Below are 26536 nucleotides of genomic sequence, written 5' to 3'. Positions count from 1 at the left end.
CCGCCCCTCCCCCTCACTTCCACCCGGCCCGGTCCATGATCTTCAACGCCTCGGCATTGTTCTGGCCATAGACGCTGGCATTCAGGCTGTCGCGCTTGAACTCACCCCAGGCGGCCACCGCCGGGTGCGAGGGGATGCCCGCCACCACGGGGAATTCGTAATTGGCCTCGGCGAAGATTTTCTGCGCTTCCGGCTTGGCCAGGAATTCCAGGAACTTCAGGGCGTTGTCACGGTTGGGGGCGAATTTGGCGACACCCGCACCGGAAATATTCACATGTGCGCCGCGATCCTTCTGATTGGGGAAGAACAAGCCCACCTTCTGCGCCGCCGCCTTTTCCGCCGGGTTGTTGGAATTCAGCATACGGGCAAAATAATAGGTGTTGGAGATGGCAACATCGCCCTCCCCCGCCGCCACGGCTTTGATCTGGTCGATATCGCCGCCCTGCGGCTTGCGCGCGAAGTTGGCGGCCATGCCCTTGGCCCAGGCTTCGGTTTTCTCTGCGCCATGGGCGGCCAGAATCGATCCGGTCAGCGACTGGTTATAGACATTGGTGGAGGACCGGACCAGCAGTCGGCCCTTCCATTTCGGGTCAGCCAGATCTTCATAGCTGGACAGGTCCGACGGCTTCACCGTCTCCTTGTTATAGATGATGACGCGGGCGCGGGCCGACAGGCCAAACCAATAGCCATCCTTCTCGCGATATTCCGCCGGCACTGCCTTTTCCAGCGCCGCACTCTTCACCGGCTGGAGGACACCTGCATCCTGTGCCCGCCACAGCCGTCCGGCATCAACGGCCAGCAGCACGTCCGCCGGGCTGTTGCGACCTTCGGCCTTCAGGCGCTCGATCAGTTCGTCATCCTTGCCTTCGATGACATTGACCTGAATGCCCGTCTCCTTCTCGAACGCGGTATAAAGCAGCTTGTCGGCATCGTAATGGCGCGAGGAATAGATATTCACTTCAGCCGCACCCGCCGCCAGTACCGGCAACGACAGCAATGCGACACCCAGGCCGATACAAGCCGCCTGACGGGCCATGGTATGCAGCAGGGTACGGCGGGCGAACATCTTCATCATCGGCTCCTGGGGTGGCTGGGCCAGCGGCGGTTAAATCCGCCCGATATGTCGGCCCGCCCCTTCTTCCTGTCAAGATGCCAATGAGAGCGATTCGCAAAATGACTTTCCTCGCGAACAGCCCTTCGACGCCACACCACCGTATGTTATTGACAGAATTGTAAAATTCTCACCGCGACAGCTTGCCGCGCCTCAATGGAAACCATACTCTGCGGTTGCAACCAACCGGGGGGATGAATTGACCAGCCTGCCTTTGAGCGACGATTCCACGATACCCTATGCGGACAGCACGCCGCCCGGCGACGACGGCATCCTGGTCGATATCGACCGTGGCTCCCTGATCGGACTGCTGCTGCTGAACACCTTTCTGACAGTCATCACACTGGGTATCTACCGGTTCTGGGCCCGGACCAAGGTGCGGCAGCGTCTATGGTCCGCCGTCATCCTGCGCAGCGACCGGTTCGCCTATACGGGAACTGGCAAGGAACTGTTCGTGGGCTTCCTGGTGGCACTCGTTGTACTGCTGCCGTTTGGTATCGCCATCTCGGTGGTGAATAACCTGATCCCGCCGACGGCCTTCGGTCAGCGATTCCTGTTCCAGATGGTGGTGGCGCTGGGGGCCGGTCTTCTGGGCCTGATGGCGATGTATTTTGCCCGCCGCTATCTGCTGACCCGCACCCGCTGGCGCGGCATCCATGGCAGCCAGGATCGGGAACTGGGACGGTTCATGCTGACCCACCTGAAGGCGTATCTGCTGGTGATGGTGACCCTGGGCCTTTACCAGCCGGCCGCCGACGCAGAGACCTATAACTACCGCACCGGCATCACCTGGTTCGGGACGGAGCGGTTTCGCGGCACAGCAACCAGTCAGGGGCTCTGGGCCTCCTACCTGCCCAGCTGGCTGTTATTCATCATCGGCTACGGCACCATGGTTGCCGCCTTCATCCCCTTCATGACCTGGTCGGCGGCGGCGCAGCAGGCCCAGGCAACGGGCGTCAGCCCCGGTCCGATGCCGGCCTTCGAGCCCACAATGTGGATTGTGTCCGGCATCCTGATCCTGTTGGGAACCGGGGGATTCTTCCTTTATGCCGTGCGCCGGTCCATCGCCTTTCTGGGCGCGACGCAACTGGGCGCGATGGTGTTCCACCTGCCGCTGCGCACCCGGCAGGTCCTGTATATCCCGCTGGTCGGCATGGTCATCTATGTGGTGACGCTGGCATTGATGGTGGGTGCCGGGGCGCTGTTCATCTGGGCCCTGGGGCCCAAAAGCGCCATCATGTCCCTGCTGCCGCTGATACTGATCATTGTGTTTCTCTCCCTGAACAGCCTTGTTTCTGTGGCCTGGACCCAGGTGGAGGTGCTGCGTCAGATCGGCCGGCACCTGCGTCTGCACAATACTGGCGTGCTGGACGATCTGCTGAACCGGGGGCAGCCGGCACCGACCCGGGGTGAGGGGCTGGCCGATGCCATCGGTGATATCGGCATCGGTGCGTGATGCAGGCATCCTATGAAGACCGTCAGACGGGCCGGAGCATCCCGGTCCGTCTGACCTTCCTGGAACAATGGCTGGTGATCAACCGCGAGGATGGGCGCGAGTTGGACCGCTGGTCCTGGGGCGACGTCGCCCCCGTTCCAGGGACGTTCAGCGACGGGCGCATGCGCGTCGGTCTGGCCGCCGATGCCCATGCTGTTCTGGCACTGGACGATCCCGACGCCCTGCTGCGGCGGGCCCACGCCGTCGGCATGCCCCAACCCGTGAAGCGGGAACACCGACACCGGCGCGAGCTGCCCCTGGCGGTCTGGCTAGTCGGGGCCGTGGTGTCGGTGGCGCTGCTGGTGGAACTGGTCATTCCCGCCATGGCCGGCATGCTGGCCCCTATGGTGCCGGCCTCCTGGCAGGCGCGCATCGGCGATCAGGTGCAGACCATGGCCACCGCCCTGCTGACCCGCAAGGATGGCAACCACCGATGCGACGCACCCGATGGCACCGCCGCCCTGACGAAGTTGGCGGGCCGGCTGGGTGACGCTGCTGGCAAGGCGCGCCTGCATGTCATCGATGCCGACCTGCCCAACGCCTTCGCCCTGCCCGGTGGTCATGTCAGCGTCACCACGGCCCTGATGGACAAGGCCGATGGGCCGGATGCCGTTCTGGGTGTCATCGGGCATGAGCTGGGGCACCTTCATCACGGCCATTCCATGGAACGGGTGATGCGCTACAGCCTCAGTTCGGCTCTGATTTCTATGGTGGTGGGGGATATCGGGGGCGGTGCCCTGGCCGTCGGCGTCAGCCAAATGGTGGAATCGGAATTCAGCCAGGATCAGGAACGTCAGGCCGACCAATATGCGCTGGACATGCTGGCCCAGGCGGGGGTGTCGCCCGCCGGCCTGTCGCGCCTGTTCGCCGCCATCCGTGACGATCATCCCGAGGCCGATGGCATCCTGGCCGAATGGATGGGCAGCCACCCAACCTTGACCGAACGGATCACCACGCTGGATAAGGCCGCCGCCAACACCACGACACGCGGCGAGACGCTGTCAGGGGCCGAATGGGCCGCCTTGCGCACCATCTGCAAACAACCCGACGCAGAACCAGCGCCCACCGCGAAGCAGGACTGATACCGGGCAGCCACCCTGCGGCAGCCTCCTCCTTTTTCCGACTTGTAATTAAGAATGATTCGCAATAACGTTCATGTCATTGGATCGGATGGCGTCGGAGAAGGTGATGAACGACATGGCTCTATGGTGGCCCGACCTTGGGGCCAGCCCTGCCCCATCAGGGTCGGAACAGTCGGACAGCCCCCATCTGGAACGCGCCCGTCTGCTGGCCGGGATGCAGGAGGGCGGCACCGTCTTCACCCTGTCACGGGGGGAGCAGCTGTTGCTCTGGTCAGCGCGGCGCTGGCGGCATGGCCGTTTCCGTTGGGATCAGGTGGAGATGGAGTTCCAGCGTCTGCTGCCCGGCGGCTGGCAGGACGCGGTCATCGCCTGGGAGGAGGTGATGGAGCTGCTGCACCAATATCCGGTTGGACGGCCCGATATCGGCAATGGCTGCCGTTCAGCCCTGTCGACTGACGAACGGGCCCTGCTGACCCTGGTGGCCTTGTTGCAGCGGGGGGTGCCAGGGCGGCCATCGGCGGCCTTGCTGCTGTCGCACCTGATCGCGCCGGCGCGGCAACGCGATGTGGCGGGGCCATTGCTGGCGCTAGCCACGACCCTGTCGCTGGCCGGGGTGGACCTGCCTCTGCGCAGCCCCGCCCCGGTTTCAGCAGGTCAAACCAGATTTACCGTTCGATCTGGAGATAGCTGACGGGCAGCAGGTCCCAGGGGAAGTAAATCCAGGTATCCTGGCTGACTTCCGTGATGAAGGTATCGACCAGGGGACGGCCCGCCGGCTTGGCATAGATGGTGGCGAAATGCGCGTTGGGCAGCAGCTTGCGCACATAGGCCGCCGTCTTGCCGGTATCGACCAGATCATCGATCAGCAGCCAGTCCTTGCCGCCATCGGTGACAGCGTCGGCGGCCTTCAGCACGCGGATTTCGCCCTGGGTCTGGTGGTCGTAGCTCTTGACCGAGATGGTCTCCACCACGCGGATATCCAGCTCGCGGGCGATGATGGCCGCCGGAACCAGACCGCCGCGCGTGATGGCGATGATGCCCTTCCATTTGGCATGATCGGCCAGACGCCAGGCCAGCGCCTTGGCGTTGCGGTGCAGCTCTTCCCAGGTGACGGGGAAGTTCTTGTCGGGGTTCTGGATCTTGTTGGTCAAGGCGGGCCTGCTTTAGAGGGGTTTCGGGCAGGAATAGCCGATGCGGCGGCGAACGGCAATCACGTCAAGGCGGCGTTGCACGCAAGCCCCGCAAAATCCCGTTGCAATCCCCATCCGCATCGGATACAAGCCCCACCTCACCGGACGGCACCCCTCACCGGGTACCGGAAATCGGATAATGCGCGCCCGTAGCTCAGCTGGATAGAGCACCAGACTACGAATCTGGGGGTCAGAGGTTCGAATCCTTTCGGGCGCGCCATTCCGAATTCATCCAGACCGGTCGATCATGGCGATGCGCCCGTAGCTCAGCTGGATAGAGCACCAGACTACGAATCTGGGGGTCAGAGGTTCGAATCCTTTCGGGCGCGCCATTTTTCATTGACCACCAAAATGGCGACGATTGTCCGGGCGACCTGGCCGCATAGTTTGCTGCCCGCTGCTGTCTACCCTTGCATGTGCCCGCCATCCTATCCTTTGGCAGAGGCCTTTTGCCGGTGCCGCGTCGCACCGACAGGGATAGGTTGACGTATTGTGCTCCGCCGGTGCCCCGCATGCATGACGTCTTTCGCCTGGATGATCTGACCAACGACACGCAGCATTATGCCTTGTCGCATTGGACAGATATTGTCCGACGCAACCCGGCAGTGCCGTTGGATGACATGATGGCCTGCCGCCGGGCCGCCGATACTGCCGACAATTGCCTGTTGTTCAATCTGGATGGCGGCAGCATTCGGGAGGCGCGGATCATCAAGGTCGGCCAGGGTGTTGCGACGGCATTGGGGATCGATCCTGTCGGGTTGACGCTGTCGGAACTGATGCCGGCTTCCTATGTCGCCGACATTATCCCCGCCTATGCCTTCTGCGCCGGCGTGTTCCGGCCATTGTCCAGTCTGGACGAGGTCACCTATGCCGACGGCGGGCGAACGCTGGTCCGCCGTCTGATCCTGCCGTTGGAACGGCAAGCGGAGGGGGCTGCCTTTGCCGCCCGTTACCTGCTGATGATCTATGACACTTTGGGGGGTGTCCGGGGATCGTCCGACGGGTCAGGCCTGTGCCGGGAGATCCTGGCCACCCACTCCCTCAGCGTCGCCGTGTTTCGCGACAAGTTCGACTGAAACGCGGCCCTCGCCCCGTTCATGCTGACGGCAGCGGCACCGGTTCAGGATCCCCATACAGATCAGGGGTCGGCCCGATGGGCCGACGCGCGGCCAGACGCTGCACGATGGCGGCCTTGGGGCTGGACACTTCACCTTGTTCAAAGGCGATCACCTGCAACCCCTGCTCCATGGCCAGACGCAGCAACTCTCCGTCACGCAGCAGGAAGGCGGGGCTGGATGGACGGCCATGGCGCTGATTGCCATTGGCGAAGGTCTCATACAGCAGCAGGCCACCGGGTTTCAGTGCCGCGACCATAGCGGACAGCAGCGGACGGTGCAGATAGTTGGTGACAACGATCCCGTCAAATCCCGACAGGGCGGGCGGCCAGCCGTCCGGCCCCTCCAAATCGGCCTGCATCAGGGTCACGCCTTCCCGACCCGTCAGGTCAGCAACACCGCGCAGGTCGATATCAACACCCGTGACCAACTGGCCACGGTCGCGGAAATGCCGCAGATGCCGCCCGCCACCGCAGGCAACGTCCAGCATGCACGCGCCGGGCCGCAGCAACGGCGCAAAACGGAGGATCCAGGGCGAGGGCGGGGCGAAGGGCAAGGCGTGGGTCATGGCACCGGATCATAGATTGATTACGGGGCGATACAAACATCCTCTGGGTCGCCAGCGACAGATCGGGGTCAGGAGCCGGGAACAGATCAAGAGTTCGGTAGCAGACCCCGAATGATGGAAAGCATCTGCTCGCGGTTGGGCAGGCCGTCAAAAACCGCGACCACCTCGTCATCGGGCGGCGGTCCGAAGTAACGCAGGACATAAGGTGTCGACGCCCCGTAGAGGCCAGCACCACCGGCTGGGATAGGCAGGCCTTCCATGGCGGTCCCGCCATCGCCGATGAGGACAAGCCAGCCATTTGCCTTGCCGGCTTTGTCCTGGCGACGCAGCAAGCGGGCGAAAGGCGGCAGTTCGGCCTCAATACAAACCTCTTCAGGCGCGTCGGGCAACCAAGGGGAAATATGGCTTTCATCCTTATGGAGCCCTGGCAGGGCAGAGCTGATACCCGGTTCCATCCGCATGGCCTCCGGCCCGGACTGTCGCGCGGGGCATGCCGTGGGACGCAGATAAAGGACGGGAAATGGCGTCGTGCCGGGGTCGATGCGAATGCCTGCCAGTGCCATCTGCATCAACCGTTCAACTGTCGCACGGTCCCGTCCGGCGGTTTTCAGTTCCATCACCCAACCGCCACTGAATAGCGCGGTAACCGCGTTGCCCCAGTCCCCCTCCCCGTCCTGCCACAAATAATGACGCAACACCGGCCTGCCATCGCCGCCCGGCAGCGCCATGGCACCTGCCTCCACCCACTGGCGCCAGGCAAAGGCCGGATTGTCCGGAACCATGATCCGCGGCGCATCGATGGCGGCAGTCCGATCAAGAAGCAAGCTGACATGGCTGTGGTCCCCGCCTTCGCGATACCAGCTCATCGCGCCGTCAATCTGGCCGGAGTTGGGGAGACCCGCGATCTCTCGTGGTACCAGGAACGGGGCCGTTCCATAGCGAAGGCCGTCAGCGTCCGGCTGATCAATCCAGCGACTGACGAACCTTCCCTGCGGCACCTTTGAACAAGGCGGCGCGGCTTCGGCAACTTGCGTCGCGGGGCCGGTTACCCCCTGGCATCCAGCCAGAAGAAGCGGCAGCACGAGCAGGGGTAGATATCGGATCACGGCACCTCCGGCGCAGGGACAGGGGGACAGGCGTCCCGCGCCAGCTGATCATGGCGAGTGGAAGGTACAGAAACCATTTACAGAATAAGGCATTTGGCCCTACCAGGACAGACGGGCGGTGGACAGCCAGCGCCCACTTGCGGCATCAGCGACATAGCACCCCGGATGCCAAGGGACTTGCCCGCCAGACCGCGACGGTCCATCTATCTGTCATCACCCAGACCATTCATCGCCCCATGATCCTGTTCGACCTTAAATGCAGCCAGGGCCACCGGTTCGAAGGCTGGTTCCGCAACGGTGCCGCATATGAGGCGCAGGCGGCCTCGCACGCCATCACCTGCCCCCTGTGCGGCGACGCCAAGGTCGAAAAGGCCCCCATGGCCCCCGCCATCGCCAAGGGTGGGCGGTCGCGCGACCGCGAAGCCCCGTCGCCCGCGCCTGTGCCGGATGCTCCCGCCCCGGCCACGGCCCCACCCGTGCCCGATGCGGTGCGCGAGGCACAGGCCGAAATCCTGCGCCACCTGCGTGATCTGCGGTCCCAGGTAGAAAAGAACGCCGATTATGTCGGCGACCGTTTCGCGGAAGAGGCGCGCAAAATCCATTATGGCGAGGTGGAAAGCCGAGCCATCTATGGCGAAACCTCCCCGGACCAGGCAGAGGCCCTGCGCGAGGAGGGCGTGCCCATCGCGAGCATCCCCTGGCTGCCGGTCGAGAACTGAACACCGTCCCTTCCAAGGACGCAGCCATGTCCCCACAGGCGCGGAAATCCACGGATTCCGCTTGACCGGGGGCCGGGTTTGGCGCATCAACCCAGCGATATCGACGCCCGCCCGTGCGGGACCGTGCTGGACGACATCCCGGCACGGCCCCGCGACGCGTGGGCGCGTGCCCGTTCCGGGATACCGGAACCCGGTCGATAGGGCACCGTCATGGTGCCGGGTGCGTTCATCCCTCAATCATCTTAATGTGGAGACATCCGATGTCGATCACGGCTGAGCGCAAGACTGCGCTGATCGAAGAGTACAAGACCAAGGAAGGCGATACCGGTTCGCCGGAAGTTCAGGTTGCCATCCTGACCGAGCGCATCAACAACCTGACCGAACACCTGAAGACCCACTCGAAGGATTTCCATTCGCGTCGTGGTCTGCTGGTGATGGTCGGTCAGCGCCGCCGTCTGCTGGATTACGTGAAGGGCAAGGAAAAGGCTCGTTATGACAGCCTGATCCAGCGCCTGGGCCTGCGCCGCTAAGGCGGGCCGGTCGCGACGGTTACAGACCCGAACGCCCAAGGTGATGTTCGACGTGAACATGCAGCCCACCGCCCACACGATGTTCCACACCCGCTCCGGCGGTGGGGGATGGCGTGCCGGTGGCGGGCCCCTGGGGCGCGGGAACCGTCGGGACCCGCGTCAGAGTTGAGGTGTGGACGGCCAGCCGGGACCCCTTCCGGCTGGCCGTTTTCCCATGCGCGCCGTGCGGATCGCGCTGAAAAATGGTACTGAAGGGGCAAGAAACAGGCGGGGCCGTCCGAACGGGCCCCGGCCCGGCCGCCCAATCCGGGGTGTTGCGGGTTTCGGATGGAAGGATCGATACAATGTTCAAGGTGTTCCGCAAGGAAATGGAATGGGGCGGTCGCAAGCTGGTCATCGAGACCGGCAAGATCGCCCGTCAGGCCGATGGCGCCGTCATGGTGAGCTATGGCGACACGGTGGTGCTGGCCACTGCCGTCGGCGCCAAGTCGCCGAAGCCGGGCGTGGATTTCTTCCCGCTGACGGTGAATTACCAGGAAAAGGCCTTCGCCGCGGGCAAGATCCCCGGCGGCTTCTTCAAGCGTGAAGGCCGTCCCACGGAAAAGGAAGTGCTGGTCAGCCGCCTGATCGACCGTCCGATCCGTCCGTTGTTCGTCGATGGCTACCGCTGCGAGACGCAGGTCGTCTGCACCGTGCTGAGCCACGATCTGGAAAACGATCCCGACATCGTCGCCATGATCGGTGCATCCGCTGCACTGACCATTTCCGGCCTGCCCTTCCTGGGCCCCATTGGCGCCGCCCGCGTCGGGTACGAGAACGGCCAGTACATCCTGAACCCGACCGCCGACCAGATGGAAAACGCCACCCTGGATCTGGTCGTCGCCGGTACGCAGGAAGGCGTGCTGATGGTCGAGTCCGAGGCCAAGGAGCTGTCGGAAGAGATCATGCTGGGTGCCGTCACCTTCGGCCATGCCCAGTTCCAGCCCGTGATCGACCTGATTATCAGCCTGGCCGAGGATTGCGCCAAGGAACCGCGCGACATCGCCCCGCCGGCCTTTGACAAGGCCGCCGTCAAGGCCCGCATCCTGGAAGTTGCCGGGGCCGACGTGAAGGCCGCCTATGCGATCCTGGTCAAGCAGGACCGTTACGCCGCCGTGGGTGCTGCCAAGGACAAGGCCAAGGCCGCGCTGAAGGACGAGTTCGCGCCCGAAGCCATTTCCGAGATGTTCAAGGAAGTGGAAGCCGACGTTCTGCGCGGCGCGGTGCTGGAGACCGGCAAGCGCATCGATGGCCGCACCACCGTGGATATCCGCCCCATCGTGGCCGAAGTGGGCATCCTGCCCCGCGCCCATGGTTCGGCCCTGTTCACCCGCGGCGAGACGCAGGCCCTCGTGGTCGCCACCCTGGGCACCAACCAGGATGAGCAGATTATCGACGCGCTGGAAGGCGAATACCGCGAAAGCTTCATGCTGCACTACAACTTCCCCCCGTACAGCGTGGGTGAAGCCGGGCGCATGGGCTCTCCGGGCCGTCGTGAAATCGGCCATGGCAAGCTGGCTTGGCGCGCCATCCACCCGCTGCTGCCGTCCAAGGAAGATTTCCCCTACACGCTGCGCGTTGTGTCGGAGATCACGGAATCGAACGGCTCCTCCTCCATGGCCACGGTCTGCGGCACGTCCCTGTCGCTGATGGATGCCGGCGCCCCGCTGGCCCGCCCCATCGCCGGCATCGCCATGGGTCTGATCAAGGAAGGCGACAAGTTCGCCGTCCTGTCCGACATCCTGGGTGATGAAGATCACCTGGGCGACATGGACTTCAAGGTGGCCGGCACCGAAGCGGGCGTCACCGCCCTGCAGATGGACATCAAGATCACTTCCATCACGGAAGAGATCATGAAGATCGCCCTGGCCCAGGCCCAAAAGGGCCGCATCCATATCCTGGGTGAGATGAACAAGGCGCTGAATACCGCGCGCGGCGAAGTGTCGGGCAATGCCCCGCGCATCACCGTCATCAACATCCCCAAGGAGAAGATCCGCGACGTCATCGGTTCGGGCGGCAAGGTCATCCGCGAGATCGTGGAACAGACCGGTGCCAAGATCGACATCGAAGATGATGGCACCGTGAAGGTGTCGGCGGTCGACAGCAAGTGCTCCGACGCCGCCATCAAGTGGATCAAGGGCATCGTGGCCGAGCCGGAAGTGGGCGAGATCTATGACGGCAAGGTCGTCAAGGTCATGGATTTCGGTGCCTTCGTGAACTTCCTGGGTTCCAAGGATGGCCTGGTCCATATCTCCGAACTGAAGAACGAGCGCGTGGCCAAGGTCACCGACGTCGTGAAGCAGGGCGACAGCGTCAAGGTCAAGGTCCTGGGCTTCGACGATCGCGGCAAGGTCAAGCTGTCGATGAAGGTCGTCGATCAGACCACCGGCGAAGACCTGTCCAAGAAGGCCGAAGCCACCGAGGGCTGATGCCTGAGGGTGCTTCCCGGCTTTCGGGATGGTGGTGTGAGTAAGGAAAAGGCCGTCGGGGCGACCCGGCGGCCTTTTTCGTATATGCTTGCATCCCGAACCCGAGGCAAACCTAGAGCTGACAAACTGATGTTTAGTATCCGCCCGTCCCGCGATGACGATGCCGAGTTGCTGCCACTGATCGAAAAGTCGGGCGACGAGCTATTTAAGAAAGTTTCTCATCTATCCCCGTTTGTGCAGGAAGATGTGCTTTCTGCCCACGAACATCGCGACCTCATGCGATGCGGCATCGCATGGGTGGCAACAGACGAAAGGGATGCTCCGTTCGGCTTTCTTTGCGCCATGCTGTTCCCGGGAACGCTGCACATCCGGCAGATGAGCGTTCATGGGCAGCAGCAGCGCCGTGGCATCGGCTCGGCGCTGCTGCTAGCAGCCATAGGATGGGCGCAGGAACAAAGACTTAAACAAATCACACTCACTACCTTCCGGGACATTCCCTGGAACGACGGCTTCTACAAGCGGCACGGATTCCTGCCCGTACTCCCTCATGAAGTTGCACACTTGGCGAGCATCATGGCCAATGAAGCGGCGAACGGCCTGCCTTCGACATGCAGATGCGCCATGCGCCTTATTGTGCCGACTGGGTGACATACCCCGAACCCCAAGAGGCGGCGTTGGACACCTGCCAGGAGTCGCTCTCGCTCCACCGACGGCACAACGACCCGAAACAACTTTGCATTCCATGGCGCTTAACCTTAATTTCTCGTTCAGGGTCCGGCAGCGTGCCGGGACCGGTGACGGAGCAACGGATCGATGTTCGAGACCCTGCCGCTTTACCTGACCTTTGTCGGTGCCTCGGTGGCGCTGCTGGCCTTGGCCTTGCTGGCCTATACGCTGATCACGCCTTATCGCGAGTGGGCGTTGATCCGGCAGGGCAATTCGGCGGCGGCGACCAGCATGGGTGGGACCGCCATCGGCATGGCCATTGCCCTGTCGTCGGTGGCGCGGGGCACCTACTCCGTGGCTGAACTTCTGATGTGGGGCGGGGTGGCGCTGGTCTGTCAGCTGCTGGTGTTTGTTGCCGTCTGTTTTCTGCTGCCCGGTTTCCGGCAGGGAATCGAAGCGGACAAGCTGGGCTATGGCGTCACGCTGGGCACCTTGTCTATTGCCATGGGAATTTTGAATGCCGGGGCGCTTTCGGTTTAGCTCGGGCCTCCCCATCTCTGGTTAACCCTGCCCGGCTGTGACCGGCGGGGCCGTTCTGCTTGGTCTTGAGGAGCCAGTTCCAATGATGCAGTTCTTCCGCACGCTGTTGGGCGTGAAAGGTGAGAAGGTGGGCCGCCAGGTGGTGGATGCCCTGGTCGCCATGGACCCCAAGAGCGCGTCCGTCGCCCAGTTGCGGGTCATGGAGGCCGATCTGGACAAGGCCGGCAAGCTGCTGACCAATCTTCGCGTTGATATGCAACGCGAACGCAAGGAAGCGGTCGAAGCGCGGGAGAATTATGACCGCCGTCTGGCCGCCGCCGAACATCTGAACAACCTGCTGACCACCGCCGAGGGTGAGCGCAAGGCCAGCCTGGAGGCCAGCCTGGCCAAGCTGCTGGCCCAGTTGGAAGAGTTGGAAAGCGAAGTCGCCATTGAGGAGCGGGAGGCCGACGAGGCCGAGGCCTTGGTGGCGGAGGCAGAGGTTGCCTATCGCGAGAAGGCCCGCGCCCTGACCGAGGCCAAGTCGGCCCTGGCCAAGGCCGAGCGCGACATGCAGCGCGCCAACATTCAGGAGGAGCGGGAGCGGGAGCGCGCCAACCGCGCCGCCCAGGTGGCGGGCCTGCGCGATGATGGCGGTTCGAAGCTGAACACCGCCATCGACGCCATGACGCGCCGCGCCAACGAGGCCCGCGCCAATGCCGAGGCCGCCCGCATGAAGGCCCAAGCCCTGGGCGACCTGTCGCGCAAGTCCGCAGATGATATGGGCGATGCGGATATTCAGGCGGCCCTGGCCGCCGTGGGCAAGGGCGGGGCGCCCGCCCTGTCGGTGCAGGAACGTCTGGCCCGCCTGAAGGGCCCGTCGCCCGATGCCGCCCCGCTGGCCATCACCGACAAGTGGAGCAAGTAGGGCCGCAACGCCCCTGACCGCAACCGTTACCCCGCCACCATCGCCATCCGGGCCGCCATGACCGACCAACAGCGCAAGCGCCGCCGTTCCGCCCATGTCTCCACCCTGCTTGTCGGGGGGGCGGCGGCCCTGATGCTATCGGGCTGCGGCGGTGATGATGTTCAGGAGACAGAGGCCCGCATCTTCCCCACGGTGGAGGCGTGTCTGGTGGAGTTCAGCCCGCAGGAATGCAACAGCGCCTTTGAACAGGCCAAGCAACTGCACCTGCAATCCACCCCGCGCTTCGACACCGCCGCCGCCTGTGAGGCGACGATGGGCAATGGCGCCTGTCAACCGATGGTGCTGTCACAGCCGGATGGCAGCCTGAGCAATGTCTTCGTGCCGGCCCTGATGGGCTTCATGATGGCGAAGGCCCTGCAGCCACCGCCGCAATATGGCGGCGGCTATGTCAGCACCGGCGGCGGTTACTATTACCCGCGTCCCATCTTCATCGACCGCGACGGCTTCATGCATAGCGGCCGGGGCAGCCTGGGCCGTGCGCCGGTCAGCCGCGACAGCTTCACCCAAGGCAAGACCGGGTACAGCATGAAGACGGAAGTCCGGGGCAAGTCAGCGCAGGTGGGCACCACCAGCAAATCGACCAGCCGGGGCGGCTTTGGCAAATCATCGGCCCGGTTCGGCGGCGGCGGTTCCTGATCGCCGCCCTTTCCTATCGTTGCCTTCGCACGCCTTCATCTGAGCGGACAAGACCATGCATCGCCAATCCATCCGCCCGCGTCCCGATTGGAAAGCCCGCATGGAAGCGCTGGGCTTTGATTTCCACACCATCCCGACCGACGAGGACCCGAGCGGCGTCTATTGGGATGAAAGTGCCTGCTGGGTGTTCAGCGAGGCGGAGATCGACCTGCTGGAAGAGGCCGGAAACGAGCTTCACAAGATGTGCCTTGCCGCCGCCAAGCGCATCATTGATGAACGGCTCTATCCGCTGCTGAACATCCCCGCCCATGCCATCCCCGCCATCGAGGCATCGTGGCAGCGTTACCAGCAAGGCCAGGAATTCTCCCTCTATGGCCGTTTTGACCTGTCCTATGGCGGGGCGGGGCATGGCGATGGCATGCCCAAATTGCTGGAGTATAACGCTGATACGCCCACGGGCCTGTATGAGGCGGCGGTGGCGCAATGGGCCTGGCTGGAGGATGTGTTCCCCGACGGGGATCAGTTCAATTCCATCCATGAGGGGCTGGTGGAGCAATGGAAGGCCCTGCTGCGTGCCGACCGTCTGCTGGCCGATGACGGCGACCGGCGCGGTGTGTGGGAAGCGGGGCGCGCCCTACACCTGACCTGCGCCATGCCACATACGGAGGATGAAGGCACGCTGCGCTACCTGCAGGACACAGCCATTGAGGCCGGGCTGGCGACCAAGAGCATTGCCCTGTCGGATATCGGCTGGACGGAGGAGCAGGACCACCTGACCCGCCGCACCCGCAGCTATTTCACCGACCTGGAAGAACAGGAGATCAAGTGCCTGTTCAAGCTGACGCCCTGGGAATGGTTGGTGGCCGATGATTTCGGGGGCAACCTGCTGACCCTGGCGCAGCGCAATGATATCCGGGTCGTGGAACCTGCCTGGAAGATGCTGCTGTCCAACAAGGGCCTGCTGGCGATCCTGTGGGAAATGTACCCGCACCATCCCTATCTGGTGGAGGCACATTTCGACCGCCGCGCTTTTGCCGCCGGCACGCGGGTGGTGGCAAAGCCGCTGCTGGGCCGTGAAGGGGCCAATATCAGCGTCGTCACCATGGGGCCCGATGGTCGTCCGACCACCCGCGAACTGGACGTGGCGGGACCTTATGGCGAAGAAGGCTATGTCTATCAGGCCTGGTCGCCTGTGGTGTCGGCGCGGGGGCCGGATATCAAGGGCGTGGTGCGCGACCACCATGCCGTGATCGGTGCCTGGATGGTGGGCGATGAATGCCGGGGCATCGGCATCCGGGAGGACAGCACCGCCGTCACCCGCGACACCTCCCGCTTCGTGCCGCACCGGTTCGAGTGAGGGCAGGCGGCAGGATCGGCGGGCCTGCGTCGTATCAGGCATAGGTCCACACCCGGAGCATGCCATGCCCAGCCGCCGTCTGTTCCTGTCCGGCCTTGCCGCCGGCCTGCTGCTGCCGCTTCCCGCCGCCCGCGCCCTGGCGGTCGATCCCGCATCACCGGACCTGCCGCAGGTCACAGCCCTGATCCAGGACGCCATCCGCCGCCACCGGCTGGACGGGGTGGCCGCCATCGCGCATCAGGGCGCGCGCGTGCTGTATCGCGGCTATTTCGGCGATATCGGGCCCGGCACGGCCATTGAGGTGGCGTCGGCCAGCAAATGGGTCGCGGGTCTGGTGATCATGGCCCTGGTGGCGCAGGGGCGGCTGCGTTTGGACATGACGCTGGGCGAGGCGGGACTGATCGGCACGGGGCCGAAGGCGCGCATCAGTCTGGCACAGTTGATGAGCCATACCTCCGCCCTGCCCGCCACGGGGCCTTTCCTGCAACAGCGCCGCTATCCCACCCCGCGCGCGGCGGCGGAGAAGCTGGCGGAAATGGACCTGATCGGACAGCCGGGCGCGGTCTTCGCCTATGCCGGCGTGTCGATGCAGGTGGCAGCCTTCATGGCCGAACAGGCGGGTGGGGCCGATTGGAACAGCCTGTTCCGCCGCCTGATTGCCGACCCGTTGGGCCTGTCGCCCGCCTGCCGCTGGGGCGACCGCTGGGGTGTGGCGGGTGGGTTGATCGCCAGCCCGGATGATTATGAACGCATCCTGCTGCTGATCGCGCGGCGGGGCGTGATGGCCGATGGACGCCGCCTGCTGCCCGCCGACATCTTCCCCGCCATGGAACATGACCAGATCGGCAATGCCATCCGCAAGGAGCAGCCGGACGCGGCTGACGCCATGAAGGGCTATGGTATCGGCCTGTGGTGCGAGGCGGTCAGCGCCGATGGCAACTGTCCCGCGATCTCCAGCCCCGGTGCCTTTGGCACTTGGCCGCGCATCGACCGCACGCGCGATCTTGCCATCCTGCTGATGGTGAGATCGCGCCTGCCACGCCTGGCGGAGGATTGGCGGGCCATCATCCGGGCGCTGACCAATGCAGCCACGCCCGGATGAAAGCAGGGATCACAGCTGACGACCGGTGCCGTCAGTGCTGGCAAAGACGCTGTGCAGGAACCAGAAGATGAAGGTTGCCAGCAGCATGAAGCCGCCCCACTGACGGCTGACGGTCATGACACCACCTGCCGCAAGCAGCGCAGCGGCGTAGAAGAACAGGGACTTTTTCATCGTTAAGGACTTTCCGGCATGGGCGCAGGGCCGGGCATGGGCCATAGCGGCCCCGCGCGCTCAAGGATCAGGGTGGATCAGGCGGAAAGTCCGGCGGGCGGACCGGTCGGCATGCGGGCGGCATGGCCGGCCCGGACCATTGCAGGCCCCGTAAAGGTCGGCGGCAGGGAGGATGCGTCCGCGGACACCGGCACCGGCATCCAGGGCGGGCTGGCCGCAACGACCTTAGCCGGCGGGGTGTCATCCCCACCCGACAGGTCGGCGCGGCGCTGATCCTCCGGCGGCGCGGCAAGGGCCGCCGGTGCCTCCGACAGGGTGGCGCGCAGACCGGCACCACTGGCCGTCAGCCCTTCGCGTGCCCGATCCCCCTCACCCCCGCCCAGCCCGGCCAGGACGCCGGCACAGGCCAGCAGCATCAGCAGGGCCAGCGTCTTCACCCGATCCGACCATTGGCCTATGGTCCCGCGCGGGCGCGGGGCGGCAATCTCGGGGTGCATCGGGGCGGGATCAATCATGGCATCAAGATGGGGGTTGGCGATGCCGGACACAAGGGTCGCGTTCACAAGTCCCGCGCCATGGCGATGCCCTGTTGCAACGCCTCGCCCATTCGGGCGGCCTTGTCACACAGAAAGGCGGCGGCGGGTGGGGTGAACAACCGGTTAGTGGTCTGCGCGAACAGCTCCAGCCAGCGTTGGAAATGCGCCGCCTCCAGACCGGGGATGCCCGCGTGCACCTGCATCGGCCGTCCCCCATATCGCCCCGTGCCCATGGTCACCGACGACCAGAAATCATGCACACGGCGCAGATGGGCCGCCCATACCGCGTCCCCATCGCCCACCATGGTCTGGAAAACCGGCCCCAGCAGCGGGTCCAGACGGGCGGCGGCATAGAATTCGATCAGCAGCGCGGTCAGGCTGTCATCATCGATACGGGTATAGGGCGGTTGGGTCACAGTCATGATGCGATCTTAACGTGCTGCGATTTACCCGACCTTTGCCCGCGCGGACGGTTTGCGTTGCGCGCTGCGCTTGCCTACAATCAGGACAACAACAAACGGATGCATCCATGCCCCGCGGCGATCTGTTCTCCCCGCTCGACCCGTTCCAGACCGGCAGGTTGCAGGTCGACGATGTTCATAACCTTTATTGGGAACAGAGCGGCAATCCCGACGGCGTGCCCGTCCTGTTTCTGCATGGCGGGCCGGGGGCCGGTGCCTCGCCCACCCATCGCCGCTTCTTCGATCCCACCTTCTACCGCATCATCATCCTGGATCAGCGCGGGGCGGGCCGCTCCACACCGTTGGGCGATCTGCGCAATAACGACATCCCGCATCTGGTGGAGGATTTGGAGGCGCTGCGCGGCCATCTGGGCATTGACCGCTGGATGGTGTTCGGCGGCTCCTGGGGTTCCACCCTGTCCATCGCCTATGCCGAGGCGCATCCCGACCGGGTGATCGGTCTGGTCCTGCGCGGCATCTTCCTGATGCGCAAGTCGGAGATCGACTGGTTCCTGTACGGGATGAGACAGATTTTCCCGGAGGCCTGGAACCATTTCAACAACTACATTCCCCTGGCCGAACGCGATGACCTGCTGGAGGCCTACTGGAAGCGGCTGACCCATCCCGACCCCGCCATCCACCTGCCTGCCGCCCGGGTGTGGAGCATGTATGAAGGGTCCTGTTCGACCCTGATGCCCAGCCCGGAACTGGTTTCCGCCTCCGGCGAGGATAATCACGCCCTGGGTCTAGCCCGGATTGAGGCGCATTTTTTCCGCAACAACATGCTGACCCCGGAGGACAAGTTGCTGCGCGATATCCGTGCCGTGCGGCATATCCCCACCGTCATCGTGCAGGGCCGATACGACATTGTCTGCCCCATCCGCACGGCCGATGAATTGCACCGTTCCTGGCCGGAGGCCGACTATATCGTCGTGCCCGATGCGGGCCACAGCGCCATGGAACCCGGCGTGCGCATGGCCCTGGTCCAGGCGACCGAGCGGTTCAAGACCCTGCGCTGATCTCCGCCATCATCGCCTCGTTTGCTGAAAGGCCCGCCACCGGCGGGCCTTTCTTCCGTTATAGGCCTGCCTTCGGACGGCCATGCGGCATAGGCGCGGTATTACCCCGAAAGTTACACCCTATACGGCAAGTTGGCCGGTTGAAGCAGGACGCCCACGCATTAATTCTAAATTAGCCTTCGCCAATGATCACGTAAGGAAAACGGAACAGAAAAAAAATACCTGAATGATAAATTATATCCAAAATCCATCCGATCAAGATTGCTTTCATTCTTTTTGATCGGCTAACTATAGAACTTCAAAAATCCCACTGAATACCCACCAATACTGACCCTTATCAAGGGCGGTCTCGCTCCTTCTTTGCCCGAATCGACCATGGTCAGGAGAAACGGCATCATGAACAAACTGCGCGACCTTTCGATTGCCCGTAAATTGCTGATCGCCTTCGGGGCACTGGTGCTGACCTCGGCGCTGGTGGGTAGCATCAACCGGGCACAGCTGGCCTTCATCGAGAATGGCAATGCCGAAACCGTTCATACCTATGAGGTGATGCGCACCGTTCGTCAGCTGAGCATGGCGAAGGTCGACCAGGAAACGGGCCTGCGCGGCTACATGCTGACCGCCGACAGCAGCTTCCTGGAACCCTACAATAACGGGGTGCGGAATTTCGACGCCAGCTTCGCTCGTGTCAGCGAACTGACCAAGGACAATCCCGAACAGCAGGCCCGTCTGCGGACGATCAAGGAGGCGTCCGACGCCTGGAACCGCGAAGTGGCGGAACCGATGATCGCCGGCATCAAGGACCCCGCCACGCGCGACGCGACGCGCGCCACCGCCGCTACGGGCGTCGGCAAGAACCGGATGGACGCAATCCGTACCAAGGTGGAGGAGGTGCAGAATGTTGAGCGCAGCCTGCTTGATGGTCGCCGTGCCGGGCTGGAGAACGCCTTCTCCACCGCCAACCTTGCCACCATCGTGGGGGCTGCCGGCTCGCTGCTGATCGCTATCGTCGCCGGCCTGTCGCTGTCCGGTGCCATCGCCCGACCCATCCGCGCCATGACGGACCAGATGGGCCTGCTGGCCGGTGGCGACAAGACCATCCATATCGCCGGCCTGGACCGCCAGGACGAGGTGGGCGGCATGGCCCGCGCGCTGGAGGTCTTCCGGCAGAATGCTATCCGCGCCGATGAACTGGCCGCTGAACAGGCGCGCGAACAGGAGGCGAAGCTGCGCCGGACGCAGGTGGTGGAGGCACTGATCGCCCGCTTCGATGCCGAGGTGACGGCCGTGTTGGGCAGCGTCGCGGGTGCCACCAGCCAGCTGGACGCCACGGCCCAGGGCATGACCGCCATTGCCGAGGAAACCCGCGCCCAGGCGACCGCCACCGCCAGTGCTGCCGACCAGACCGCCGCCAATGTGCAGACGGTGGCTTCGGCTGCGGAGGAAATGGCAAGTTCCATCCAGGAAATCTCCCGTCAGGTGGTGCATTCGACCCAGGTCGCCGACAATGCCGCCAGCCAGGCCGCCCGCACCAATAACACGGTACAATCCCTGGCCGAGGCCGCGCAGCGCATCGGTACCGTGGTGCAGCTGATCAGCGAGATTGCCAGCCAGACCAATCTGCTGGCGCTGAACGCCACCATCGAGGCGGCACGGGCAGGAGAGGCCGGCAAAGGCTTTGCCGTCGTGGCATCGGAAGTGAAAAGCCTGGCCAACCAGACCGCCAAGGCGACCGACGAGATTGCCCAGCAGATCCAGTCGATGCAGGCGGTCACGGGCGATGCCGTCGGGGCCATCGGCTCCATCACCGGCACCATCGCCCAGATCAACGAGGCGATGGCCACCATTTCCGCCGCCGTGGAACAGCAGAACGCCACCACCCTGGAGATCAGCCGCAATGTGCAGCAGGCGGCCCTGGGCACCCGTGAGGTCTCATCCAACATCGCCAGCGTGACCCAGGCAGCAGGAGAGACCGGCGCGTCGGCCACCCAGGTTTTGGGTGCCGCGCGCGAGTTGGGCGAACAGGCCGAGGTGATGAAAAGCCGTGTGGAAACCTTCCTGTCCGGCATCCGGGCGGCGTGACAGTTCCGCTCTCTCTTCCCTTCCCTGTCAACTCACGGGCGGCCTTCGGGCCGCCCTTCTTGTTTGGCGGGCAGATGTTCCCGTTTTGTTGATGCATGGCGACGGGACTTGCCTATACTCCGCCGCCATGAGCGAGATTGTCCCCTTCCGCCGGCCCGGTGCCGATACGGTGCCCGATGCGCCTGCCAAGCTGCGCACGGCACCGCCGCGCCTGCTGCTGCCTGATGCGCCGGCCATTGTGGTGGGCGCACGCGGCGTTACCTGGGTGACGCCGGATGGCGAGGTGGACCTGATCCCGCATGATGAGGCAGCCTATCGTTTGCGTCACGAAAGCGTGATCCTGGCCCATGCCCGCGCTGTGGGACGGCGACTGCGCACCGAACGGATGGCCGATCCGTTCGACCTGCTGGAACTGTTCGCCTTTGTCCGTCCGGCGCGGTTCTGCCTGCCGACGCCCAAGGGTCTGGCAGACGCCACGGGACAGCCTGTACCCGCCGACCCGGAGGCAGAGGCCCTGTCCCTGATCGACAGTGCCCGCGCGCTTCTGTCCGAACTGGCCGAGAATAACCGTCCCGAACCGGACGGGGAGAAGCGCAAGCAACGCCGTGAACTGTCGGATGCCGCTGGCATCGGCTGGTTCATGGGACAGGCGGGCTGGACCTGGGCGCCATCGGTGATGGCGGCATTGGGCCTGCCGCATGGTCCCGGCGACGGGCGGGCGCGGCGCGGCCTGATGGTCTGGAACCATCTGAAGGAATGGCAGGCCGAGGCACCGGAGCCACCGCCCGGCCATATCCCCGTGGAACCGGCGGAGGCGCGCTGGCGTCTGGCCGAACTGGTGGGCAGCGGGGCCGGGGCCGAACCCCGCCCACAGCAGGCCGATTATGCCAGCGCCGTGTCCAGCGCCTTCACACCGCGCGATGAACAGGGCGTGCCCAACGTGGTGCTGGCCGAGGCCGGGACAGGCGTTGGCAAGACCCTGGGTTACCTTGCCCCCGCCACCGTCTGGGCGGAGAAGAACAGCGGTCCCGTCTGGATTTCCACCTACACAAGACAGCTTCAACAGCAGATCGACAAGGAACTGGACCGGCTGCATCCCGACCCGGCGGTGAAGGCCAAGCGTGTGGTGGTGCGCAAGGGGCGAGAGAATTATCTCTGCCTTCTGAACCTGGAGGAAGCGGCCAACATCGCCCATACCCAGCCCGCCTATGCCAATGCCATCGGCCTGATGGCGCGATGGGCCGCCGCCACGCGTGATGGCGACATGGCGGGCGGGGATTTTCCGGGCTGGCTGGTCGATATTCTGGGCAAGGGGCGCACGCTGGGGCTGGCCGACCGGCGCGGCGAATGCGTCTATAATGCCTGCTCGCATTATTCCCGCTGTTTCATTGAGAAATCGGTCCGGCGCGCGCGCAAGGCCGACATTGTGGTCGCCAACCATGCCCTGGTCATGGTGCAGGCGGCATTGGGTGGCGGCGACGACGCCTATGTCCCCACGCGCTACGTGTTCGATGAGGGGCACCATGTGTTCGACGCCGCCGACAATGCCTTTGCCGGGCATCTGACGGCGGCGGAGGCGGCCGAACTGCGCCGCTGGCTGCTGGGGGCCGAGGTATCGGGCCGCAGCCGGGCACGGGGCCTGCGCCGCCGGGTGGAGGATCTGGTGGGTGGGGATAAGGTCTCCCTGGAGCTGCTGCAGGAAATCCAGCAGGCGGCCCAGATCCTGCCGGGGGAGGCCTGGTCACAGCGTATCCATGGCGGGGAGGTGAAGGGCCCGCTGGAGGCGTTCCTGGCCGGGGTGCGCGGACAGGTCTATGCCCGCGCGCAGGGCGTGGACAATCCCTACAGCCTGGAAACCGACTGCAAGCCGGTGGCCGAGGGGCTGGTCGATCTGGCGGGCGAACTGGACATCGCCCTGCTGAAACTCGCCACGCCGCTGGAAAAGCTGGCCGACCGGTTGAAGGAGATGCTGGATGAGGAAAGCGACGAGCTGGAGGCCGAAACCCGCCGCCGCATGGACAGCGTGGCGCGCGCCTGCAAACGCCGCGCGCAGAACGAGGTCAATGGCTGGCGGCTGATGCTGCACAGCCTGAAGGATGAAACCCCTCGCAAATTCGTCGATTGGTTCGGGGTGGAACGGGTGGAGGGCCGGGATTTCGACCTGGGCATGTATCGCCACTGGGTGGACCCTACCATCCCCTTCGCCGATACCGTGGGCACAGCCGCCCACGGTCTGGTCCTGACCAGCGCCACATTGACCGACGGCACCGGCGATGTGGAGCAGGATTGGCAGGCCGCCCACCTGCGCACCGGCACGGTTCACATGGGGGCCACCGCGCTCCGCGCCGCCGTGCCCAGCCCGTTTGATTATGCCAGCCAGACCCGCGTGCTGGTGGTGAACGATGTGCGCAAGGATGATCTGGGACAGGTGGCGGCCGCCTATCGCGAACTGTTCCTGGCGGCGGGCGGCGGCGGGCTGGGCCTGTTCACGGCCATTCAGCGGTTGCGAGCGGTCCATGAACGCATCGCCGAACCGCTGGAAGAGGCTGGCATCCCCCTGCTGGCCCAGCATCTGGACGGTATGGATGTGCCCACCCTGGTCGATATTTTCAGGGGCGAGGAAGATGCCTGTCTGCTGGGCACCGATGCCGTGCGAGACGGGGTGGATGTGCCGGGCCGTTCCCTGCGCCTGATCGTGTTCGACCGCGTACCCTGGCCCCGGCCCGATATCCTGCACAAGGCGCGGCGGAACTATTTCGACAAGATCGCGGGCCGTCGCGGCTTTGACGACATGATCACCCGCCTGCGCCTGCGTCAGGCCTTTGGCCGTCTGGTCCGCCGCGCCGATGATCAGGGCGTGTTCGTCCTGCTGGATCCGATGATGCCATCCCGCCTGATCGGTGCCTTCCCCGAGGGGGTGGAGGTGCGCAAGGTCGGTCTGGCCGAGGCGGTTCGGGTGACGAGGGGCTTTTTGCACCGCCCCGACTGACGGGCGGTGCGCTCGTACCGGTCGCGGCCTACCGGTCCAGATGCGCGGTCAGGATGGCACTGATGGCGCTAGGGGAAAAGGAATTGTAGCGCAGGGAGACGGCCAGATCGTTGATAGTCGCGGCGGTCAGGCTAATTTCATGGTCTGCCTGACGGCAGATGCCCGACGCCACATAGATGGCAAAAAGCTCGTTCACGAACAGATAGCGGCTGGCATCTGGCACATAGATTGACTGTACGGAACTGATTTTACCGACAATAAGACCGTCGGAATTAAGTTGATCAATCGACTGCTGAAGCGAGTTCAAGTTGATCACGCGCAAGGGTTTCAGCTTGCGAAGCCAGAAGGCGAAATGGCTGGCTTGCTTCAACTCATTCGGACTTGCCTTTGGGACACGATCAATGGTTTCACACGCCTTGATCGCGCTTTCATCAAGGATCGCGTGGTCAATCTCAATGACGCAGCCCCATTCCCGTTCAATTTCGGGGATAATCCGTTCTGCAAACAGTCGCAGACCGGCAATCGCCTCGTCATAAGGCTGCTTGGCCATGATATTTTTCGCTATGTAAAAGTTTAATTTTAGACTGGCTATTCCTGGGCTTCGTCAAGCAATTCGCCAACCTTCTTTAGCGATGCCCCTTCTTCACCAACCAACTCTGACGCCTTCTTTGCGGCAAGAGCCCAGTTGATCTTCCGGCCCGTATTTTCTGCCAAGGGGCGCCGGACCTTTTTCTTGGCCTGTTCGCTAAGGCCTGCTTCGTTGGTGACGATCATGTGGCAAGGCGCCCTGAATTGCGTTAACTGATTTAAAGACAGCGCAAGACCCTACAGCGCAGAAAACGCCAGGGCAATAGTGCATTTCGGCACACGCCAATTGCGAGATGGACCGTGGCATCACCACCACAACGCCATCTCGCAACGGGAACGCTGCCCCTTACGCCCCCGGCACGCCCTTGCTGGTCGAGTATTCAAAGTGCAGCACATGATCGGGATGCACCAGACTGTGCGCCGCGTGCGCTGCCATCGCCGCCTCGCTGAATCCGCACAGGATCAGTTTCAGCTTGCCCGGATAATGCGCGATGTCGCCGATGGCGAAGATGCCGGGGGCGGACGTGGCCAACGTGCGCTGATCGACCATGATATGGCCCTTTTCCATATCCAGGCCCCAATCGGCGATGGGCCCCAGGTTCATGGCAAGACCAAAGAAGGGCAGCAGGACGTCGGCGTCCAGCACCTTTTCATTATCATCCAGGTCGGCGACCCGCACGCCCGTCAGCTTGCCATCCGCGCCCTCCAGGCCGGAAAGCTGGTACGGCACCACCATTTCCACCTTGCCTTCCTTCACCAGCGCATCCAGGCGGGACACGCTTTCGGGTGCAGCACGGAATTTGGGGCGACGGTGAACGACCATGACATGGGCGGCCACTTCCGACAGGGAATTGGCCCAGTCAACGGCACTGTCGCCGCCGCCGGCAATGACGATGCGCTTGCCCGCGAAATCCTGCCGCCGCTTCACCAGATAGAAGATGCCCGTCCCTTCATAGGCCTCCAGACCGTCCAGCGGCGGCTTGTTGGGACCGAAGGCACCGACGCCGGCGGCGATGATCACGGCCTTGGCATCGATGATCGTGCCCTTGTCAGTGCCCACGCGCCAGCCGGTATCGGTGCGGGTCAGGTTCGTGACCTGCTGGCCCAGGTGATAGGTGGGGTTGAAGGGGGCCGCCTGTTCGGCCAGTTTATCGATCAGGTCGGCCCCATCAATGGAAGGATGGGCGGGAATGTCATAGATCGGCTTTTCTGGGTACAGCGCCGCGCACTGCCCGCCCACCATGTCGAGCGCGTCCACGACATGGGCGCGCATCTTCAGCATGCCGCATTCAAACACGGCAAACAGGCCCACGGGGCCAGCGCCAATGATGACGACATCGGTGGAATGGCTGTTCTCGGACGACATGCAAACGCTCCCCATCGGGCGGATATCAAATCTGGCGGGTTTGGTGCCGCGTTTCGCGCGCGATGGCAAGTGCGGATGCGCGGATGCGGGATTGCGTGCCCCCTTGCGGGGCGGGGGTCTTTTGTCGGAGTCTGGGGGCATGATCCTGGAAAGCCACCCCCAATGACCCTGACCCTTTCCCTTGCCGATGAAGCCGCGACCAAGGCACTGGCCGCCCGGCTGGCCCCGCATCTGCGGGCTGGCGACGTGGTAACCCTGCGCGGTGACCTTGGCGCTGGCAAGACGGCGCTAGCCCGCCACCTGATCCGCCATCTGGCCGGGGATGAGGCGGAGGAGGTGCCAAGCCCCACCTTCACCCTGGTCCAGACCTATGAACACCTGACGCCGCCCATCTGGCATTTCGACCTGTACCGCCTGACCGATCCGGGGGAGGTCGTGGAACTGGGGTGGGAGGAGGCCCGCGAGGCCTGTGCCCTGGTCGAATGGCCGGAACGGCTGGGCCCGTTGCTGCCGCGTGACCGGCTGGACGTACAACTGACCCTGGACGGGCCGACGGCGCGGCAGGTGGTCATCACCGGCCATGGTGCCTGGGCCGACCGCGTGGCGGGGATATAATACCAATTTGCCGAGGGTTTAACCCTTGGCAGATTGGAGGCTGGCGACGGCCAGCCC

28 protein-coding genes and 2 tRNA genes are annotated in these 26536 nt (G+C 64.1%); 19 read left to right on the top strand and 11 right to left on the bottom strand.

Features of this window, described 5'->3' with window-relative positions; genetic code table 11:
* Nucleotides 1–13: 13 nt before the first annotated feature.
* The gene (locus ABC729_RS16210; RefSeq protein ID WP_495608574.1) at nt 14–1075 is read right to left on the bottom strand and encodes a Fe(3+) ABC transporter substrate-binding protein; all 1062 of its coding nucleotides are present in this window, start codon (nt 1073–1075) and stop codon (nt 14–16) included.
* A gap of 235 nt (nt 1076–1310) precedes the next feature.
* Between ABC729_RS16210 and ABC729_RS16205 the strand changes: the two genes are divergently transcribed.
* The 3 genes from ABC729_RS16205 to ABC729_RS16195 all read left to right on the top strand — a co-directional run bounded on the left by ABC729_RS16205 (nt 1311) and on the right by ABC729_RS16195 (nt 4379).
* The gene (locus ABC729_RS16205) at nt 1311–2567 is read left to right on the top strand and encodes a DUF898 family protein (RefSeq protein WP_495608573.1); all 1257 of its coding nucleotides are present in this window, start codon (nt 1311–1313) and stop codon (nt 2565–2567) included.
* Complete coding sequence (locus ABC729_RS16200; RefSeq protein ID WP_495608572.1) at nt 2567–3688, top strand: M48 family metallopeptidase; 1122 nt, start codon at nt 2567–2569, stop codon at nt 3686–3688. The genes ABC729_RS16205 and ABC729_RS16200 overlap by 1 nt, the downstream gene beginning before the upstream one ends.
* Before the next feature lie 106 nt (nt 3689–3794).
* Entirely contained in the window at nt 3795–4379 is a 585-nt protein-coding gene (locus ABC729_RS16195) for a hypothetical protein (protein ID WP_495608571.1), read from the top strand.
* Here ABC729_RS16195 and gpt read toward each other — a convergent pair.
* Nucleotides 4354–4839, bottom strand: a complete 486-nt coding sequence (gene gpt / locus ABC729_RS16190) for a xanthine phosphoribosyltransferase (RefSeq protein ID WP_495608570.1) — start codon at nt 4837–4839, stop codon at nt 4354–4356. The genes ABC729_RS16195 and gpt overlap by 26 nt on opposite strands.
* Nucleotides 4840–5021: 182 nt before the next feature.
* Here gpt and ABC729_RS16185 point away from each other — a divergent pair.
* From ABC729_RS16185 to ABC729_RS16175, 3 genes are all read left to right on the top strand, one after another.
* Nucleotides 5022–5098: transfer RNA gene (locus tag ABC729_RS16185), tRNA-Arg, on the top strand.
* A gap of 35 nt (nt 5099–5133) precedes the next feature.
* Nucleotides 5134–5210: transfer RNA gene (locus tag ABC729_RS16180), tRNA-Arg, on the top strand.
* Between the two features lie 180 nt (nt 5211–5390).
* Nucleotides 5391–5954 carry a hypothetical protein gene (locus ABC729_RS16175; RefSeq protein WP_495608569.1) on the top strand — a complete coding sequence of 188 codons (564 nt, stop codon included), beginning with the start codon at nt 5391–5393 and terminating at the stop codon, nt 5952–5954.
* Nucleotides 5955–5973: 19 nt separating this feature from the next.
* Here ABC729_RS16175 and ABC729_RS16170 read toward each other — a convergent pair whose 3' ends face one another.
* Nucleotides 5974–6561 carry a class I SAM-dependent methyltransferase gene (locus tag ABC729_RS16170; protein ID WP_495608568.1) on the bottom strand — a complete coding sequence of 196 codons (588 nt, stop codon included), beginning with the start codon at nt 6559–6561 and terminating at the stop codon, nt 5974–5976.
* Nucleotides 6562–6647: 86 nt separating this feature from the next.
* Entirely contained in the window at nt 6648–7643 is a 996-nt protein-coding gene (locus tag ABC729_RS16165; protein WP_495608567.1) for a hypothetical protein, read from the bottom strand.
* Nucleotides 7644–7903: 260 nt separating this feature from the next.
* Here ABC729_RS16165 and ABC729_RS16160 point away from each other — a divergent pair, with 260 nt between their 5' ends.
* Complete coding sequence (locus ABC729_RS16160) at nt 7904–8386, top strand: DUF1178 family protein (RefSeq protein ID WP_495608566.1); 483 nt, start codon at nt 7904–7906, stop codon at nt 8384–8386.
* Nucleotides 8387–8472: 86 nt separating this feature from the next.
* On the opposite strand, the gene ABC729_RS16155 is transcribed toward ABC729_RS16160, so the two are convergent.
* A complete protein-coding gene (locus ABC729_RS16155; RefSeq protein ID WP_495608565.1) occupies nt 8473–8616 on the bottom strand; it encodes a hypothetical protein in 144 nt (47 codons plus the stop codon).
* Between the two features lie 30 nt (nt 8617–8646).
* Between ABC729_RS16155 and rpsO the strand changes: the two genes are divergently transcribed.
* The 8 genes from rpsO to ABC729_RS16115 all read left to right on the top strand — a co-directional run bounded on the left by rpsO (nt 8647) and on the right by ABC729_RS16115 (nt 16652).
* On the top strand, nt 8647–8916 hold the full coding sequence (gene rpsO / locus ABC729_RS16150) for a 30S ribosomal protein S15 (RefSeq protein ID WP_495608564.1): 270 nt from the start codon (nt 8647–8649) through the stop codon (nt 8914–8916).
* Nucleotides 8917–9260: 344 nt separating this feature from the next.
* Entirely contained in the window at nt 9261–11384 is a 2124-nt protein-coding gene (gene pnp / locus ABC729_RS16145) for a polyribonucleotide nucleotidyltransferase (RefSeq protein WP_495608563.1), read from the top strand.
* Between the two features lie 129 nt (nt 11385–11513).
* Entirely contained in the window at nt 11514–12032 is a 519-nt protein-coding gene (locus ABC729_RS16140; RefSeq protein WP_495608562.1) for a GNAT family N-acetyltransferase, read from the top strand.
* A 165-nt stretch (nt 12033–12197) separates the two neighbouring features.
* Nucleotides 12198–12590 (top strand): DUF350 domain-containing protein, encoded by a 393-nt coding sequence (locus tag ABC729_RS16135; RefSeq protein WP_495608561.1) that lies wholly within the window; start codon nt 12198–12200, stop codon nt 12588–12590.
* Between the two features lie 82 nt (nt 12591–12672).
* Complete coding sequence (locus ABC729_RS16130; protein WP_495608560.1) at nt 12673–13497, top strand: hypothetical protein; 825 nt, start codon at nt 12673–12675, stop codon at nt 13495–13497.
* 57 nt (nt 13498–13554) lie between these two features.
* A complete protein-coding gene (locus ABC729_RS16125; RefSeq protein ID WP_495608559.1) occupies nt 13555–14193 on the top strand; it encodes a DUF1190 domain-containing protein in 639 nt (212 codons plus the stop codon).
* Nucleotides 14194–14248: 55 nt separating this feature from the next.
* Nucleotides 14249–15550, top strand: coding sequence for a glutathionylspermidine synthase family protein (locus tag ABC729_RS16120; RefSeq protein ID WP_495608558.1), 1302 nt, complete (start codon nt 14249–14251; stop codon nt 15548–15550).
* Between the two features lie 64 nt (nt 15551–15614).
* Entirely contained in the window at nt 15615–16652 is a 1038-nt protein-coding gene (locus ABC729_RS16115) for a serine hydrolase domain-containing protein (protein WP_495608557.1), read from the top strand.
* Nucleotides 16653–16661: 9 nt separating this feature from the next.
* Here ABC729_RS16115 and ABC729_RS16110 read toward each other — a convergent pair whose 3' ends face one another.
* The 3 genes from ABC729_RS16110 to ABC729_RS16100 form a co-directional block, all read right to left on the bottom strand.
* The gene (locus ABC729_RS16110) at nt 16662–16823 is read right to left on the bottom strand and encodes a hypothetical protein (RefSeq protein WP_495608556.1); all 162 of its coding nucleotides are present in this window, start codon (nt 16821–16823) and stop codon (nt 16662–16664) included.
* Between the two features lie 77 nt (nt 16824–16900).
* Nucleotides 16901–17386, bottom strand: a complete 486-nt coding sequence (locus ABC729_RS16105) for a hypothetical protein (protein ID WP_495608555.1) — start codon at nt 17384–17386, stop codon at nt 16901–16903.
* Entirely contained in the window at nt 17383–17781 is a 399-nt protein-coding gene (locus ABC729_RS16100) for a group III truncated hemoglobin (RefSeq protein WP_495608554.1), read from the bottom strand. The genes ABC729_RS16105 and ABC729_RS16100 overlap by 4 nt, the downstream gene beginning before the upstream one ends.
* A gap of 107 nt (nt 17782–17888) precedes the next feature.
* Here ABC729_RS16100 and pip point away from each other — a divergent pair, with 107 nt between their 5' ends.
* From pip to ABC729_RS16085, 3 genes are all read left to right on the top strand, one after another.
* Entirely contained in the window at nt 17889–18839 is a 951-nt protein-coding gene (pip, locus tag ABC729_RS16095; RefSeq protein ID WP_495608553.1) for a prolyl aminopeptidase, read from the top strand.
* A gap of 396 nt (nt 18840–19235) precedes the next feature.
* Nucleotides 19236–20921 carry a methyl-accepting chemotaxis protein gene (locus tag ABC729_RS16090; protein ID WP_495608552.1) on the top strand — a complete coding sequence of 562 codons (1686 nt, stop codon included), beginning with the start codon at nt 19236–19238 and terminating at the stop codon, nt 20919–20921.
* Between the two features lie 127 nt (nt 20922–21048).
* Nucleotides 21049–23910 (top strand): ATP-dependent DNA helicase, encoded by a 2862-nt coding sequence (locus ABC729_RS16085; RefSeq protein ID WP_495608551.1) that lies wholly within the window; start codon nt 21049–21051, stop codon nt 23908–23910.
* A 28-nt stretch (nt 23911–23938) separates the two neighbouring features.
* On the opposite strand, the gene ABC729_RS16080 is transcribed toward ABC729_RS16085, so the two are convergent.
* The 3 genes from ABC729_RS16080 to ABC729_RS16070 form a co-directional block, all read right to left on the bottom strand.
* The gene (locus ABC729_RS16080) at nt 23939–24460 is read right to left on the bottom strand and encodes a hypothetical protein (RefSeq protein WP_495608550.1); all 522 of its coding nucleotides are present in this window, start codon (nt 24458–24460) and stop codon (nt 23939–23941) included.
* 38 nt (nt 24461–24498) lie between these two features.
* Nucleotides 24499–24684 carry a hypothetical protein gene (locus ABC729_RS16075; protein WP_495608549.1) on the bottom strand — a complete coding sequence of 62 codons (186 nt, stop codon included), beginning with the start codon at nt 24682–24684 and terminating at the stop codon, nt 24499–24501.
* Between the two features lie 160 nt (nt 24685–24844).
* Nucleotides 24845–25864, bottom strand: coding sequence for an NAD(P)/FAD-dependent oxidoreductase (locus tag ABC729_RS16070; protein WP_495608548.1), 1020 nt, complete (start codon nt 25862–25864; stop codon nt 24845–24847).
* A gap of 162 nt (nt 25865–26026) precedes the next feature.
* Here ABC729_RS16070 and tsaE point away from each other — a divergent pair, with 162 nt between their 5' ends.
* Entirely contained in the window at nt 26027–26479 is a 453-nt protein-coding gene (tsaE, locus tag ABC729_RS16065; protein ID WP_495608547.1) for a tRNA (adenosine(37)-N6)-threonylcarbamoyltransferase complex ATPase subunit type 1 TsaE, read from the top strand.
* The last annotated feature ends 57 nt before the right edge of the window (nt 26480–26536 follow it).

The organism is Niveispirillum sp. CC-CTL257 (assembly GCF_059489915.1).
The sequence above is the reverse complement of the archived record's forward strand: the minus strand, read 5'-3'. Positions and strand labels throughout refer to the sequence as shown.